9 protein-coding genes are annotated in these 16,450 nt (G+C 62.0%); 1 reads left to right on the top strand and 8 read right to left on the bottom strand.

Features of this window, described 5'->3' with window-relative positions; translation table 11 throughout:
* Position 1: 1 nt before the first annotated feature.
* The 6 genes from KBC96_03975 to KBC96_03950 all read right to left on the bottom strand — a co-directional run bounded on the left by KBC96_03975 (position 2) and on the right by KBC96_03950 (position 7,464).
* Positions 2-1,078: a nucleoside 2-deoxyribosyltransferase gene (locus tag KBC96_03975; protein ID MBP6963546.1), complete on the bottom strand. Its 1,077-nt coding sequence runs from the start codon at positions 1,076-1,078 to the stop codon at positions 2-4.
* Complete coding sequence (locus KBC96_03970; GenBank protein ID MBP6963545.1) at positions 1,075-2,850, bottom strand: M3 family oligoendopeptidase; 1,776 nt, start codon at positions 2,848-2,850, stop codon at positions 1,075-1,077. The genes KBC96_03975 and KBC96_03970 overlap by 4 nt, the downstream gene beginning before the upstream one ends.
* A gap of 23 nt (positions 2,851-2,873) precedes the next feature.
* On the bottom strand, positions 2,874-3,929 hold the full coding sequence (locus KBC96_03965) for a hypothetical protein (protein MBP6963544.1): 1,056 nt from the start codon (positions 3,927-3,929) through the stop codon (positions 2,874-2,876).
* 33 nt (positions 3,930-3,962) lie between these two features.
* Positions 3,963-5,300, bottom strand: a complete 1,338-nt coding sequence (locus KBC96_03960) for a radical SAM protein (GenBank protein MBP6963543.1) — start codon at positions 5,298-5,300, stop codon at positions 3,963-3,965.
* Positions 5,297-6,901 carry a hypothetical protein gene (locus KBC96_03955; GenBank protein ID MBP6963542.1) on the bottom strand — a complete coding sequence of 535 codons (1,605 nt, stop codon included), beginning with the start codon at positions 6,899-6,901 and terminating at the stop codon, positions 5,297-5,299. Before KBC96_03955 ends, KBC96_03960 begins: the two co-directional genes overlap by 4 nt.
* A gap of 173 nt (positions 6,902-7,074) precedes the next feature.
* Positions 7,075-7,464, bottom strand: a complete 390-nt coding sequence (locus tag KBC96_03950; GenBank protein ID MBP6963541.1) for a hypothetical protein — start codon at positions 7,462-7,464, stop codon at positions 7,075-7,077.
* Between the two features lie 165 nt (positions 7,465-7,629).
* On the opposite strand from KBC96_03950, the gene KBC96_03945 reads away from it, so the two are divergent.
* Complete coding sequence (locus KBC96_03945) at positions 7,630-9,393, top strand: transaldolase (protein MBP6963540.1); 1,764 nt, start codon at positions 7,630-7,632, stop codon at positions 9,391-9,393.
* A 111-nt stretch (positions 9,394-9,504) separates the two neighbouring features.
* Here KBC96_03945 and KBC96_03940 read toward each other — a convergent pair whose 3' ends face one another.
* The gene (locus KBC96_03940; protein ID MBP6963539.1) at positions 9,505-13,080 is read right to left on the bottom strand and encodes an NPCBM/NEW2 domain-containing protein; all 3,576 of its coding nucleotides are present in this window, start codon (positions 13,078-13,080) and stop codon (positions 9,505-9,507) included.
* An 85-nt stretch (positions 13,081-13,165) separates the two neighbouring features.
* On the bottom strand, positions 13,166-16,447 hold the full coding sequence (locus tag KBC96_03935; GenBank protein ID MBP6963538.1) for a hypothetical protein: 3,282 nt from the start codon (positions 16,445-16,447) through the stop codon (positions 13,166-13,168).
* Between the last annotated feature and the right edge of the window lie 3 nt (positions 16,448-16,450).

Below are 16,450 nucleotides of genomic sequence, written 5' to 3'. Positions count from 1 at the left end.
CTCAAAACTCTATGGGGTACCTGCCGAACTCGAGCGTGGCCTCGACCATCGCCTTGTAGTTGCCAGCGGGAACATAGTACGGCACCGTATTGCTCGACCCGACGCAATAGCCTCCACCCGGCGCCACGTCGCGGATGAGTCCCTTCGTCTCCTCGACGACCTCCTCCGGCGTCCCACGGGTGAGCGTATAGCCCAGATCAAGATTCCCAATCAGACACACGCGGTCACCGATCTTCTGCTTCAACTCGCGGATATCCATCGCTTTCGGCTCGATGGGCTGGAGAGCGTTGAACCCGATATCGTCGAGCAGATCGGGCATGACCTGCCAGAGATCGCCGTCGGAATGGTACAAGTATGGGACGCCTAAGCCCCGCGCAAGGTTCCCGATGCGCTTGAACCACGGGAAGACGTGCTCTCGCAGAAAGATCGGTGATACCATCAGCCCTTCCGTATACGCGATGTCGTCCGAGATCCAGAGCGCTCCGATGTTCTCCTGCTCGGCGATCACCTCGAAAATGCTGTAGATGATCTCGCCGGTCTTGTTCATGACGGCCTCGACGAGTTCTGGCTCGTCCATCATCTTCCACGAAAGTGTCTCGAACCCCATGAGCGTCCAGCCCTGGGTGAATATGTCGCCCTGGTGGCCGATGATCCTCATGCCATCAGGGAGCAGGTCGTTCGCCTTCTGATAGACCGAGTAGTCCACGTCCTCGACGTCCATCCAAGGGTAGGTCTCGAACTCGTCCATCGAGGTGATGACACCCGCACCCTCGGAGGCATATCGGATCTGAATCTCATCCTCAGTGTTCGCGCTGAACTGGCCGGTGGCCGAGCGCACTCCCTCCTTCGGAACGCGCCTCTCGGGGTTCCAGTCGTAGAGAGGCGTCACCTTGAGGTAGTCATAGCCCGCCTTCTCAAAGAACCTGACGGCCTCTTCGAAGCACGTTACAGGCGCACCCATGAAACCGGACATCACCTCGTAGCTTATGCCGAGTTCGGCCAACGGTACACGGTCCGGTTCACCGGAGCAGGTCAGCGCGGTGAGCAGGCGCTCGAAATCGGGTTTTGGTTCGATCATTTATTTCTCCAGAGTCGCTCAAAATCGTCCACGAGTCCAGCCAGGACATCCACTCCGGCCTGCCAGAAGGCACGGTCGCCGATGTCAATCCCCACGCGGCTGAGCATATCCGCCGGGGTCATCGAGCCGCCGGCCTTGAGTAGTTCAGTATACTTCGAGACGAAGACCTCCCCCTCCCTCTTGTACATCGCATAGAGCGACATCACCAGCAGTTCGCCGAACGTGTACGCGTAGACGTAGAATGGCGAATTGATGAAGTGCGGTACGTACATCCACCAGAGACCGTGCTCGTCCCCGAGTTCCACGGAGTCGCCGAACATCTCCCGCTGGAAATGTTGCCAAAGCTCACCGTAACGCTCCGCAGTCAACTCGCCCCTCTCCCGACGTTCCGCATGGATCGCCTGCTCGAAGCGGTACATCGCGGCCTGGCGGAAGATCGTCGCGAAAGCGCCCTCGATCTTCTCGGCGTAGAGCGCGAGCTTATCGTCGAGAACCGCCTGCGACTGGAGCGTTTCGAATACAAGCATCTCGCCGAAAGTGCTGGCCAGCTCGGCAACGGGCAGGACCGAGGCGAAGTTGAAGTAGCTCTGACTGCCAGCCAGCGAGGAGTGTACACCGTGGCCCAACTCGTGCCCGAGCGTCATCACGTCGTCCATGCGGTCGAGGTAGTTCACGAAGACGTACGGATGCAGGTCGGGGGTGACGTAGGAGCAGAACGCTCCGCCTCGCTTGCCCTTCCGAGGCTCGGCGTCAATCCAGTTGCGATCGAAGAACTCCTTCGCCGCGCCGCCGATCATTGGGCTGAAACGATCGAACGATGAAAGGACGATCTCCCGGGCGCGGGCGAACGGGACGCACTCCCTGGTCTGGAAGAGCGGAGCGTAGCGGTCATAGTGCATCAACTTGTCGAGACCCAGAATCTCGCGCTTGAGCCCATAGTACCTGCCAACCAGAGGGTAGTTCGCCACCGCAGTCTCGACGACCAACTCAACAGTATCGGATTCGAGCTCGTTGGACAGATGCCGGGCCTGCTCGGGTGATCGGTAGCTCCTGAGCCGGTCGTCCGTCGCTTTGTCCTGAATCAACGTGTTGAAGATGTAGGTCAGCGTCGCGGAGTTGTCCCGCAGTCCAGACGTGAGGGATTCCGCGGCCGCCCGACGCAGTTCGCGGTCGGGGTCGCGGATGAGTGCCAGGATCTCCGGCAGGGTTCGCGTCCCGCCGTCTACATCGAACGCGATATTTGAAGTCGTCTGCTCGAACAGGCGGGTGAAAGCCCGCCGCCCGGTGTTCGCCTTCTCTTCCAGGATTCTCTCCTCAGGCTCAGTCAGCCGGTGCTGGCGAAAAAGGCGCTCGGCCCAGATGTAGTGCCGGTACTCGTCAAGCACGTCATTGCTCACCAGTCCAGCCATCTGATCCTCGGGAATCTGCGTCAACTCGAGCTCGAAGAACATCATACGGATGGTAATCTCGGAGTGGCGCTCACGCATGCTCTGCAGGAAAGCCCCGCGCACGGGATCACTCGTGTCGGCGGCGAATAGGAGAGAAGCGTAGGTTAGCGGCTTGTCGAGTTCCTGCAGGATCGTCTCATACTCGACGATCGCGCCCCAGAGCGCGTCGGCCGTGACATCCGGCAGGTTGATCCGACCCCTATACCTGCGCGCAAACACGTCCGCCCGCCGAAGCTGCCCGACAAGCGTCTCCTCGATGCGCGGATCGTCAACTGCTCCGTACAGGTCCGACAAATCCCAGGTCGGAGGGCTATCTGATGCCATGGAAACCACCTCCGCAATTCAGCCTACGTCTTCAGAACGAGTCGAGCAAGATCGAGCGCGTCCGACACGACCCCGATCGCCTGCTCCTCGGTCGTGTGATAGCCTCTGCCGACGGTCACCTGGCGGATCACTACGACATCCACGTCGGTCTGCGACTCGGTCTCCACGATCGAATCGGCGAACTTCTGGTGCGCCATTTCCTTGCGGTCGTTCTCCGACTTGAACAGGCCGAGCAGCCCCGTCTGGTCGCCGTCCTTGAGATACTCTTGAGCGCGGCGCACGAGACCGAACTCCTTCTTCGCAAGAATCACGGCGTAGCAGTAAGGGTAGTTGGTACCCTGCACGCTGTTCAGCGATATCTGGACCTGGACGCCGAGGAACTCCTTCGGCGCGCCCCTGAACTTGATCATCAGCCGGGCGTCGGTCGGAATGGCGCGATCGTCTTTCTTCTGCACATGGAGGCTCGGGGCGAACTCCAGCTCCGGCTCCAACTTGTAGCTCCTGTGGATATCCAGCAGGTACTTCGCCTTGCGCGGGAGTTCGGGCGGCTCCCAGGCAGAGATGCCGCCCGCGAACCAGATGGGCACAAAAACCGTAAGCACATCCATCACCCAGACCGAAGCGATCAACCCCCCATTGACCGCAGGCAGGAACATCCTGGCGAACATTTCGTATCCGTCCGCGACCCGGTCAACGTACTTCCCGATCAGGAAGGTCGAGATGAAAAGAGCGAGCAATCCGATGAGGGTCATGACGCAGCCGCCGCAGGAAGTCGCGCGGAAGGCGTCCGTCCGCTCGCGCCAACTGCGGATCCTGATGGAGAGCTTCTCGATCTGCTCCAGTTCCTCAATCGTCGTGTTCGCCCACTCGCCCTTTCCCTGAATCTTCGGAGCGTTGCTCCTGCCTCGGATGATACCGAGCAGACAGCCCGCGAGGAACGAGAGCCATCCCAGCAAGACCGAGACGGTGAGCTGAATCGCGAAGCCGGCGAACATCAGGCATGCGATCAACACCGTCCTCGGCCCGAGGGGCATCCCTGATGCTATGGCAAACTCAAGTCTCTCTTTCTTCGCAGCCATCTCCACCCCGATCAGAACACGGAGTCGCGATCTTCATTCGATCGCTTCCGTGCTCGCGCCCACCAGTTCTTCGCAGCCAAAGGCGCCCCAGTAGATCGGACACGCCCCGCTGCAGAGTTTGAGGCGCCCGCACGAGCGACACTCCGCCGGCACGTACTCCCTGTTTCGATAGTAGAGCGCGCGATCCGAGTTCCAGACGCCGTCAAAACTCCGATCGAGCAGATTACCCACCGGATCGGCGAGGCTGGAGCAAGGAAGCACATCGCCGTTCGAGGCGACGCTCAGCAGGCCGTCGCACGCAGCACAAGCTTTTCCGCCGAGGCCGGCGGCGATCGGGTTGAACACACAGTACGGGGTCGGCGAATACCACATGAACTCGACGCCGGCGTCCCTTGCGCGACGTTTCACCAGCCGTACGAGATCCCCGACATCACCGTATCGAAGCGCGGTCTCGCCGGTTCCAGCCGTTCCGCAAGGCATCACCATGTTCATCGAGAGCCTCTGCAGACCGAGTGATTTCGCCAGCGCGGGCATATCTCCCACATGCCGGGCGTTCACGCGGTTGATGGTCGTGTGCGTGTGGACGTAGATACCCCGGCCCTTCAATGCCTCGATCCCACAGACCGTGCGCTCGAACGAACCCGGGACGCCGGTGAGTCCATCGTGGACCTCAGCGGTCGGGGCCTCGATGCTGACCTGAGCACTCCTAAGCCCCGCACGCTTCAATTCTCGCGCTAGCGAATCCGTCAAGAGCGTGCCGTTCGTGATCAGGTTGACCCTGAGTCCGATGCGTACAGCCGAGCGAATCAGCCTCGGCAGGTCGTCTCGGATCGTCGGCTCCCCACCAGTGAAGCTGACACTGGGGACCTCAGCCTCGTTGCGTATCCTTCGCAGTACCACCTCGACCTCGGCGGCCGTCATCTCGGCCGAATCGGGCTTCTTCGCGCAACTGCACCCGGCATAGCAGAATCGGCACTCGAGGTTGCACCGATAGGTCACCGCTATCTCGCTCAACACCGGCAGGATACTCCCGCTACGGCGGAACGGCACCTGTTCGACGGCCCGCCTACCCTGCCCCTCGCACAGGCATCCCATCACGAGCGCTCGGACGTCGCAGAAGAAGTCGTTGACCTCTTGCACTCGCTCATCAGTCTGGTCCTGCTTCGCGATCGCCCGACCAAGCACGCGGCTGATCGGCTCTCCGGCGAGGGTCCGGCTGAGCAGGTAGACGCCGGTACGGTTCAGATGATAGGCCTGGTTCGGCATCAGGATGAGCAGGCTGTCTCGCCTGCGGACGAAGACGTGCGGCCGGATGTTCCTGACGAAACCGTCAATCCAGGCCAGACCACGAATCGACCTCGCGCTCTTCATCGCGCGCCCCCGCTCACGCACGCGGAATGGCATGCGGAATGGCAGGCCGAATGGCACGCTGAATGGCAGGCCGAGTGACAGGCATCGTGGCAGGCGTCGTGGCAGGCGGTGTGAACGTAGCAGGCAGAGTGACAGGCGTCCGCGCGAATTGCCGCCGCCGAGACCATCCCCTGTGAAGGCAGTTCCTTCTGCATACCCCGACTCACGTCTGTTTCCTTGCCCTGAGAGTACTGATGGAACTGATATGCATAGTACCGCGACCAGGAGTGCCCCCATGAATCATACGTCCCGTCCGTGCCGCTCTTCTCGGCGATCTCGAACTGCTCCCTGATCTGCTTGCGGTAGAACTCCTTCGTGGCCTCAAGGTCGCAATCCCAGCACTTCGTCTGCACATTGTCCGCGATGTGCTCGATCACCGCCTTCAGCTCGCCGTCGTCGAGCTTACCGTCATCACGGACAGCGTTCCACATCATGTCCTCGTAGAGCTTGTCGGGAAGCGCTCCGATGGGGTACAGGCGCTCGACGCGAAGGGGATCGGGCGACAGAACCTTGAACAGACCCCTCCGCTCCAACTCGAGCACGATCGCGGCGAGAATCATGTTCGCAGGGATATCGAGCAGGAACGCAGCCTCGATCGGGTGCAGATCCGCCACCTTTCCGGCCTGGCGGAAGCTGCTGACCTTTATCTTCGGCGGCACCCAGTCGGTCCGATCCCAGCGAATGGCATCCATCTCGGCGGCGGCGGCTGAATAGGCCATGTACTTCTTACGAACCATCGCCACCGCGATGCCCACCAGGCCGACCGCCAACAGGATCGCGATAGTGATACGTCCGGGCCAGGACTTCGGGACGAGAGACGAAGGACCGGTCCCTCCGGTCGAGTCAGGAATCCGCAAGTTCGGGAAGAACTTCGAGTACACATAGGCCTGCACGCGCATGTTGTAACGCGCCTGCAGGTCTTTCCTGTGGAAGCGGACAGTCAGCCAGTAGGTACCCTCGTACTTCTGTCCATAGTAGCTGATGAGGTATCGCTCGTTTACGAACTTCTCCGTGCGGAAACCGACCTCCGCGAGGCGCTCGGGCGTCACCTGCTCACCCTCCACCTGGATGGGATAGTGAAGGTAGATCGTCTCGTGCTCGAGCGGCTGATCCCATTCCACGGGCGACCAGTTGAAAACCACGAGTTCGCCGAACTCGCTCTTAGTGAGGTCGAGCATCCCCGCGCCGGCGAGGTCCGTGGCATAGGGAAGGATGAAGGTGACCTCACCCGATCCGGCGCCCGCGCCGTCAGCCAGAACAATGTCGTACTTGCCGCCCCCGAGGTTCGCTATATCGAGCCCGTATCGCCGACCGCCGGAATCGATCGCGTAGCACTGCTCTCGCGAGAAGGTCGGCTCAGCGCCGCCGAAGCCCATGAAGTAGAATGCGTGCATCTCCCCGCTGACGACGTTCCACCGGATCTTGTAGACGACATCGGCGAAACCGTTCGCGTGCGGCGAGACATCAACCTCGACCCACTTCATCCGGGCGTCGAGGGCATACCCCGTCGTCAAGGCGACGAGCAACAGCAAGACTGTCAGGTATGGTACGAGTCTGCGCATGTAGATGCTACGAGCGACCACCGGAAAACCGACTGACCCCAATCAGCGAAGCCGCGCGATCTGCGATAGGCAATGCCCGGAGGTCGCACGGCCGGACCGCCATTCGATGCTGCCTCTCGCCTCATTCGCAGCCGGGTCGGGTTCTCTCCTCTGATCCTGGACGTCTGAACTCCTTACTCCCTGGCTCCTTCGGTCCGTGCCCTGAGCAGATCCGCCTGCGACAGGATGTATCCGGCGAAAGCACCTTTCGCTTCCGCCCATTCGCTCTCGTCGGGGAAGGTGTTGACCACTCCCTGCCAGACGACCTCGTAGGCTCGCTCGAGACATCCCTTGCCGTCGCCCGAGCCGGCGTACTCGAAGACGGCCTTGATGTCCGTGGGCCGGAACACCGGCGTAGGCCCGGCATACACCTCGGTCGCCGCACCGAGGAACTTCACGCCCATCTCCTGCAGCAGGTCCAGATGCTCCCTCACAGCGGTCAGCACCGTCGCGATGGAGTAGTCTGCCGATGAAAAACGCATCTCGAGCATCTTGTTCTTGATCTCTCCGAACGGCATGTTCATTTCGTCCTCCTGCTCATTCACTTACCTCCGGTCGTTGCAGTCGCTACCGGGTAGATTCGGCCCGCCAGGCAGACAATCCTCCCAACCGCATCTTGCCGAGTATCCCGTGGTTGGGGTAGAATATGCGAGCATCGACCGCAGACCATCCGCCGGACGGGGAGCAGCATGAAAACAGGCTCAGAGAGCATTACCTATGGAAGCGGGAACGGCGCGTTTTCCGCGAATCTCGGGCAGTATCAGGAGATCGTCGACGCCGCGCTGGAGTCGTGGGACCGCCAGCAGCTCACCAGGCTGATCTGGGCGAAGGACGCCGCACCGTGGAAGCAGCCCGCAGGGACGAAGGAACTCGTTGATCGCCTGGGATGGCTCGACGTCCCGTCCACGATGCTCAACCGCGTCGAGGAGTTGATGGGTTTCGCGCAGGAGATCAAGGACGCGGGAATCACGTCGGTCATCGTGCTCGGCATGGGAGGGAGCAGCCTCAGCCCTGAGGTCTCCTACCTCACGTTCGGCAGCAAGCAGGGCTTCCCCAAGCTGCTCGTCCTCGACAGCACCGTCCCCCAGGCCGTGCTGGACGTTGAAGCGCAGATTGACCTCGCGAACGCACTCTTCGTCGTTTCGAGCAAGTCCGGAGGAACGATCGAGACGAAGTCGGCATATCGGTACTTCCTCGACAAGCTCGGCGACGGACGGAACTTCGCCGCGATTACCGACCCCGGCAGTTGGCTGCAACACGAAGCCGGGGACAGGGGATTCCGCCGGGTGTTCATCAACATGCCGGACATCGGCGGGCGGTACTCCGCTCTCTCGTACTTCGGGCTCGTTCCCGCGGCACTGATCGGCGTTGACGTGAAGGGCATGCTGGAGAGCGCCCGGGAGATGATGGAGGAGTGCAGCGACCAGCGCCCCGGGCCGAACAACCCCGGCGTGGCGCTCGGCGCGATCATGGCGGAATGCGCGATGCGAGGCCGCGACAAGATGACGCTTCTCTTCTCGCCCGAAATCGAGAGCCTGGGCTGCTGGGTGGAGCAGCTCGTCGCCGAGAGCACCGGGAAGAACGGGCGCGGCGTCTTGCCGGTCGAGGGCGAGCCCGTCGGCCCATCCGAAATGTATGGAGCCGACCGCCTCTTCGTCTACACGAAACTCAAAGGCGCCAAGGACGACAGCTTGGACGTGAAGGCAGATGCACTGGCCGACGCAGGCCATCCACTGGTGACCATAGATATAGAGAACCCCACTCACATCGGCCAGGAGTATTTTCGGTGGGAGATGGCGACAGCGGTAGCGAGCGCGCTCCTTGCCGTCAATGCGTTCGACCAGAAGAACGTGGGCAGCAGCAAGAAGATCACCGGCGAACTCATCAAGGAGTATGAGCAGAAGAACGCCCTGCCCGCCCAGACCAAGCTCGCCGACAACGGAATCCTGGCCGCCTACGCCGACGACGAGACCGGCTTTATCCTGGATGAGATTCGACAGAACGGCTCGTACGAGAATGCATCGGTCGAGGCGGTGCTCGACGCCCACCTCAGGCGATTCGAGCCGGGCAACTATGTGGCGCTGATGGCCTTCACGCGCCGCACGGCCGAGGCCGAGGTTGCCCTGAAGACGATCAGGTCCGCCCTCGCCGACCACCTCAAGGCCGCGGTGACCGTCGGATACGGCCCGAGATTCCTGCACAGCACCGGCCAGTTCCACAAGGGCGGGCCGAACACGGGCCTGTTCATCCAGATCACGGCCGACGACCTGAAGGATGTCCCCATCCCCGGCGAGGTCTACTCGTTCGGGGCGCTGAAGGACGCGCAGGCGATGGGGGACTTCATCTCGCTGCGAGAGAAGGGCTGCCGGGTGCTCCGAATCCACCTCGGCGCGGATCTCAAGAAAGGCATGAACGCACTGGTCGGAATCATCCTCAGCCTGACGGCTAAGTAGCCCATTCGAGTTGCCTTCGGGAGGGTTCCCAAACGAATTGGGAACCTTCCCGGCACAGACGGGATGCTTCCCATTCGGAGCGGGATCGGTTGTATCGCCGTGGCGGCCGGGTCAGTATTCGATCCGGACCTTCAGAGTCCCCGGGATCTTGCCGCGGATGACGACCTCGGACTCGGGTTCGCGGAAGTAGGGCTTGTCCATCCCCGGCACGCTCACCGACTTCGGGGTCTTGCCCTCGGGATGGCGGATCCGGAGGTGGACGGCCAGGACACCGCGCGCGGCGGAGAGGTCTATCGTGGCCTCGATGAAGCCGTCTGCTACGTGCGACTCGATCCGGTAGCCAACCTTCCCCAGCCGGGTAGGCGCGTTCCGTATTTCGACGACCTTGCCGTCCTCCAGCCAGCGGTCGGTCACGAACGGCGCGAGCCACAACTCATCGGAGCGCTCGCGCACGAACATCCATGCCGTCTGCTGGAGGAAGTAGCCGGTCTCGTGCGTCTTGTTCCATGCGCCGGCGTTGCGGAAATGCTCCCAGAGCGAGAGATTCTCGGTGTTGAGCAGGCTCGCGAGCGTGTTGAAGTACGAGCGGATGAACGGCTTCACGTCGTCGGTCATCGCGTAGATCTCCGCGTTGCGCGTGTAGTAGGGCTGGACCTTCGAGAAGCCGCCGAGATCGAACCAGTCCGCCTCGTTCTTCTCCGCGGGGTAGTCGAACCAGCCGTCGGCGAGGAACTGCACGTCCTCCATGTGGTCGAGAATGGACGCCACCTGCTTCCGGGTCGGCTCGATCACTCCCTGCGGCACGAGGTGGTGCGCTCCAAGCTCGACGTCGTAGCACCAACTCCGGTTGCCGTCCTCGCCGGGGAAGAAGATGCCGGTCGGGCCGGGGCAGTGGAGCTGCCCGGGGTAGTAACTCACCCACGTGCCGTCCCGCAGAGGAACGACGGGCGCGCGGTTGGTGGTCCAGGCGTACGCGTCGAGGATGTCCTGCCTGAACTCGGCGGCGTCGGCGAGGAAGCCCTGTGCCCACGAGTTTCGGACGGCCGCCAGTGCCTCCGAGGCCTCCTTCAGGCCGGCGTAGTAGTAGCCGTCAAGCGCGAAGTGATAGGCAAAGGCGTTCCAGTCGGCCTGTACCCCCGGCGGCATGAGTCCGTATTCGGGCCGCTTCGTCCCATCGGGTCCGAGGACCTTTGTCTTCGCACGCTGATCCACAATCCACTTGCACGCGCGCTCGACGTCGCCCGCAACCTGGTCCATCCACGGCTTGTCCTGGGTGAGATCGAAGTACTCGCCCAGCGTTTGGAGGTGCCAGCCCGTTCCCATCAGCGTGTAGCCCGTCGTCAGGAATCCCTCGGGGCTGTAGCGCTTGATGAAGAAGTCGAGCGACTTGCGGGCAAAGTCGGTCTGGCCCATGAGCATCATCCCGCGGACGATCGAGTTCGCCTCCGATTCGAGGGGGCCGTATCGGTCGGAGGATATCCACGGGGCGATGCGCTTTCCGTTCTCCTCGTTCCGGGCGGCGATGAGGCAGTGGACCTGCGAAGCGCGGATCACGTTCTCGAGCAGTGGATCGGGGATCGTCACATTCATCGCCGGCTTCAGCACGTCGCTCCAATGCTTGGCGAATCTCTCGTGCAGCGAATCGCTGACCCTGATCTGGGAGTGCTGCTCCGGCGTCAGTTCCCATGAAGGGATGCAGACGTGGCACTTCACGAGTTCCTTCGGCTTCAGCATCGCCTGGAAGGCGACCGACCCGTTGTGGCGGAGCCACTGCACCGAGTCCGGCCATGATCCGTCCACTACAGCGAGGATCTTTCCACCTGAATGGACGATGGTTCGCCGACCTTCCGTCGTCAGTTCGGCTGTTTGACCGCTCGCAGCGTCGGCGAGGAAAGTAAGGCTCATGCGGACATCAGCCGGCGCCGAGCCGGCGTTGCGGATCGCGATGATGGAGTGAAGCATTGGCGTCGCGTTGATGTAAGGCCACTCGCCGGATGAGGCGGACGCATCATAGGGCGTGACGTAACACTTCTCGAGGTAGCTCACGTCTGCGTCATGCCAGGTCATCAGGGGATTGGGAAGCCAGTCATCGTCGAGCACTCGCTCCGGCCGGCCGAGGTCCTTCGTGCCGAAGCCGGGTCGGAGAACGCATGTCAGCTCGCGGAGGTCGCCACCGGCGGGATTGGAAGCCGCTCCGGGGACGGCGAACCGGATGGAGCCATCCTGCTCGACCACGAACTTGTGGTTGTCGCAGGCGAGCGAGAGCATCGTCGGGCCGTTGTCCTGGATCGGGTTGTGCGCCTTGGCCATCGCCTGCTCGAACGTCTGGTCGGGCATCTTGCGAACGCGTTCCAGTATCGTCTCCTTGCCCTCAATCTGCTTCAGGTAGTTCAGAAACGATGGGCCATCGGGCTCTACGGTTGCAAACAGGTAGTGATCCTGCATCCAGACGGCCTTTCGGCAAAGCAGGTCATCCACCGCTATGCCGTATGCGAAGCCCTCGTCGCTGAACCGGATCACCGTGCGGTCGGACTCCCATGATCGGGACTTGAGATAGCGGATCGTGAGGTGGATCGGCTTCGACTTGTCCCACGTGCAGGACAGCCCGGGTCCGGGGGAGACGATCTCGCCGTTGTACATCTCGATGCAGGCGCTCCCCGAGGGTGACACGTCAGCTATCTCGAGGCGGATATCGGCGGTACTCCACCGCGCGCCGGTCGATGCGATCAGGCGTCTGACGGTCGCGGGCTTATCAGACTGCGGCCAGATCCAGCGGATTTTCCACGTGCCTCCGCCGATCTCGGGGCTGTTAATGCGATCGATCTTCATGCTGAGTAGCGTTCCGTCCCGGGCAAGCTTCCCCTCGATCGGATGCCATCCGCCCTGCCAGGGAGACTCGCCGACCCATGCCTGGATCTGCACGCTCTCCGTCGAGGGCACGGCCTGGCCGTCCGCGAACTCGACGCCGACCTCCCGCAGGATTCGTCGTTCGAGCCACTGGAGTCCGATGCACGACTGGCCGTCCTTCAATGGGACGACATACTTGCCGGCATCGTTCGGGAGCAGGTCGGTGTCGAGAAAGAGGTCGCCGGTCTGGAACTCCTGGACACGGTTCGCGTTCGAGCCGGTCATGCGCTTCGGGTCGAAGGTAACGACGCGGGCGAATGGAGCGACATCTGCGAACTCCCGGGCGGCGACCGGCTTTGGGTTAGCGGAGAGAGTCAGGCGAGCCTCCGCCCAGTTCGCGCAGTCGCACGTGATGCCATCGCCGGCATCGAGCGCCACCAGCCGGAGCTCGGAGGCGCAGTCGAGCGGGATACTGATCGGTTTCGCGGCGTCCGACTCTCGCATGACACCGCTGTCGAACCGCTTCGCATCATCCACATAGACCTGGAAAACGACGCTGCCGGTATTCGACGCCTGCTTCTGGACGCCGACCTCGGCCTCGAAGCGATCGTACAGGCCTTCGAGGTCGATGACGATCTCGCCGGACGCGTGATGTCCGAGTCCCTTGGCATAGATCTTGTCACGGATCTGCATCGGGAGCGGCGTGATGCCCGGTGCATGGGCGCAGGTATCCATCCCGAGCGCCCCCCACCCCTGCGCGTTATGGACGACCACGTGCGGAATATCGGTGACGTACTCGAAACCCGGCTGAGCGGTGCCGGTAGAAGTACCGATTGCCATAAGAATCACCCCCGTAACGACGGCAGAAAGCGCTGCCTTCACTTCTTTGCCCTTCCAGTGCGATCGGCTCGATGCCTCCACTTGCTCAATACTCCGCGACTATCTCGATCTTGTCGGGGAACGGACACTCGACGACAACCAGTTCGCCGGAAGACGCATGCGGCGAACCGTTGACCGTCGCCCCTCTCATGGGCACTCCCTCCGGGTGCCGAATGTGCAGCAGGAGCCGCGCCGGCGGATTCCGCTTCGGAGGGACGATCTCGGCATGGATCCGCCCGCTATTCACCCTAGACGCGATTCGCAGACTCACCGGTCCGAAGTACGTCGGCATCTCCTCCGCAAGAATCTCCTTGCCGTCCCCCAGCCACGACCTGGGAGTTCCGGGCGCGAGAATCAGATCGCTGCCCCGTTCCATCAGCAGCAGGTAGCGGAGCCAGGTGATGAAAGCCGATTCGTCAGGCGTCTTGTAGAACGGCCCGACGCCGAGGCCGTATGCGGCCACGGGATGCTCGGTGAAGCAGCGCACGTCGGCATAGAGATTGGCGGCCATGCTGTTGTAGAAGGCCCTGAGCGCATGCTCGACCTGCCCACGCGCCAGGTATACCAAAGTATTCGGCAGCAAGTTGGACTGGATTGTAAGCCCACCCTGGCTGAACCAGAAGCGTTCGAGGTCAACCTGCCGTCCGACTCGACGGGAAACGGAGATGTTGTCCTCGAAGTCCTTGAGTATCCATGTGGCCTCCGCGGAGTCGTACTCGATGAGACCGCAGTCCATGTTGAAGACCGCGCCGAACAGCGACTCGCGAATCCATCCGATATCTCGCCCCCTCAGCAGACACCTCACGGGCGTCTGCGGGATGTAGCTGCCGTCCGCGAGGCCCACTACAGGCGCCAGTTCGATGGATCTCGCGAGCGAGCGGCGGATATCGTCACCGTATGCCTTCGCATCGGCAGCGATGCGCGAGGCGTCCGCGTGACCGATCTCTGCGAGCACTTCTCCTGCAACGGTCATCCCTCGATAGGCGAGTGCGTTCACAACGTACCAGTACTGCCACTCCGGGTTGTCGTCCAGGTGGGCAGGCGGCAGGAGCCCGAACTGCCGGACTCTCTGGCCGGATGCGTCGGTCTCCATTGTGGCCTGACGCTCGAACGTAACGTAATCGCACGCGGCGATGATGTTCGGAGCGACGCTCCCAAGCCACTCAACGTCACGCGTCAGCTTGTAATGCTCACACAGCCACCACAGCACCGTCCCATGGTCCACGCTGTAATCACCGACCTGGTAATCGTAGGAATCGTTGACACGGACCCCGTGGAAGGCTCCCGCCTGAGTCTTGAAGCGGCCGTCCATCCGGCGTGTGCCCTGCAGTTCCACAAACGGCGTGATGTACTTACGCGCTCTGTCGTGGTAGCCGCGGAGATCTAGCGCGCGGCACTGCTCAACCGTCTCAGTGCCGAAGACCTGATATCTCCAGGTGCCCGCGCCGACAATGTAGAGCCCGGTGTCTGTGTCCTTGTCGGCGGTGATGGCAATGTGGGCGACGTTCGCCTTGTTGAAGTCAGTCAGGAGTTCCTCAGGGACCTGGATCCTGGCCCCCGCGCCGATCTGGGCCTCCCAGAAGGCGGTCATCTCCGCCAGTTTGGCGTCATAGTCGAGGGACGCAACGGCATCACGGCCTTCGTCACCAGAAAAGGTTATGAAGGGAATGAACAGCTCGATTTCGTGGCTCTGCCGGGGCTCGAGTTCGATATCATATGCGACTGCGTTGGCAAAGCTGGTCACTTCATGAGGCTGATAACAGCACGGGGTGGCAGAAACCTTGCCGACGCCGTTCGTCCGCATCTGAGCTCGAAGCCTGCGAGCGGAATAGCCTTCCACGACCCAGCGCTTGCCACTCGCGGAGTCGGGGACGTGGTCGTCGCGAAGGCGCCCCTCCGCATATACGAAACCCTGATCATCTATGCTAAGCTTTTCGGGCTGTTCTATGACTATCCAGAACCTTGTACGCCGCTTCTCGTCGGTCGTGTTGCGTATCCCGACGCGGGACAGCGCGACCATCGGCTCATCACCCCGCTTCTTGTCCTCCTCCCATGGAGATTCGTGAAGCAGTGCGGAGAAGACGGTCATCTCATGGATGAACTCGCGATCCCTCCAAACACTCGTGTAGATCGGAAGGCAGCCGTTCCGCGCCGACTGCTGAGTCCCGTCCTCCCGCTCGCGGAAATCGGGGGGATCGCCGGTCGGGAACTTGAACCACAGGCTGTTCCCGGGCCAGAGAAGCTTCGCGGGATCTCGCCCTACGAGTTTCAACTCGTACTTGTCGGCAAAGACGTCGCCATTGAAGCGAACGGCGAACTCCTGGCGGTTGGCGTCGCAGCCTATCGGTACGTACCTGCCGAACTTGTCCTGCCTCGTCTTGATCAGTTGTGGGATCTCCCTGCTTGCGCGCAAGTAGTCTTGCTCCGGCTCGTCAAGAACCCTGTCGTAGATAGGGACCGGCGCGTCGTCGGGCCGCGACTCATTCCACGCCTCGTAGCCGCCCCTTCCTGCCTCGCCGACGAAGACACCGAAATCCGGAATGCAGACCCCCGCCCGGAGCGCATCAGTCACCAGGAACGAGAAGTCCCTCTCGACCCCCGAGACGGTTACGACCGTGCGATCGGGGGCATAGGCGATGCTCAGTCCCTCGCCGTAGTTGCGCGTGTCGGCATACAGCACGCGCAGGGCGACCGATCGCGGATCGCTCTCGTCGGCGGAGAGGACGCAGCCGTTGTGAACTCCCACCGGTCCGGCGTAGGTCACCCCCTGCTCGCACAGACCAAACTCGACACGAAGCGCAGCCTCGCGCCAAACGGAATCAGAGAACACCATCAGCTCGGCGACTGCCGGGCTGAGACCGTCCGGGAAGAGCAGGCGCACCCGAAGGGACTGCCTGTAATGCACTGCGAAATCCTGCGCGCGGTGAATCTCGGTAATATCGAGCGGATCGAACACGAAACTCCAGGTATCGCCCTCGATAGCGGCCTCTCCGTTCGCTGTGACCCAACGCCCGTGGAAGAGGTCGTCAACGGCCGTCCAACCGCCGTCGAGATCGGGGGGCCAGTTGTGCGCCCAGTACTGGAGTCGCACGTCGCAGATTCTGGAAAAGGCTTCCGCGAACCGAGCCTCGACCCTGGAGAACTGCCTGGCGTTCTCCCACTCTACGCCGATGTGCGATCCCTCCTGCCCTTCTCCGTCCACCGGCAGATGACAGCCGCCGAGTTCGGGAGCATCTTGTCTGCTCAGCGTCAGCGGGCCGTCACCGGTCCAATAGCTGAACCGGCCAAACTGAGCTATCTCAACCCTCTGCCCAACAAGTTCATTCATATT

Source organism: Armatimonadota bacterium (genome assembly GCA_017993055.1).
Lineage (GTDB): Bacteria > Armatimonadota > UBA5829 > DTJY01 > DTJY01 > JAGONM01.
The sequence above is the reverse complement of the archived record's forward strand: the minus strand, read 5'-3'. Positions and strand labels throughout refer to the sequence as shown.

Bases quoted from the DNA above. Each gene is read 5' to 3' on its own strand.
- KBC96_03975 (MBP6963546.1), bottom strand. From the start codon at position 1,078: ATGATCGAACCAAAACCCGATTTCGAGCGCCTGCTCACCGCGCTGACC.
- KBC96_03970 (MBP6963545.1), bottom strand. From the start codon at position 2,850: ATGGCATCAGATAGCCCTCCGACCTGGGATTTGTCGGACCTGTACGGA.
- KBC96_03965 (MBP6963544.1), bottom strand. From the start codon at position 3,929: ATGGCTGCGAAGAAAGAGAGACTTGAGTTTGCCATAGCATCAGGGATG.
- KBC96_03960 (MBP6963543.1), bottom strand. From the start codon at position 5,300: ATGAAGAGCGCGAGGTCGATTCGTGGTCTGGCCTGGATTGACGGTTTC.
- KBC96_03955 (MBP6963542.1), bottom strand. From the start codon at position 6,901: ATGCGCAGACTCGTACCATACCTGACAGTCTTGCTGTTGCTCGTCGCC.
- KBC96_03950 (MBP6963541.1), bottom strand. From the start codon at position 7,464: ATGAACATGCCGTTCGGAGAGATCAAGAACAAGATGCTCGAGATGCGT.
- KBC96_03945 (MBP6963540.1), top strand. From the start codon at position 7,630: ATGAAAACAGGCTCAGAGAGCATTACCTATGGAAGCGGGAACGGCGCG.
- KBC96_03940 (MBP6963539.1), bottom strand. From the start codon at position 13,080: ATGGCAATCGGTACTTCTACCGGCACCGCTCAGCCGGGTTTCGAGTAC.
- KBC96_03935 (MBP6963538.1), bottom strand. From the start codon at position 16,447: ATGAATGAACTTGTTGGGCAGAGGGTTGAGATAGCTCAGTTTGGCCGG.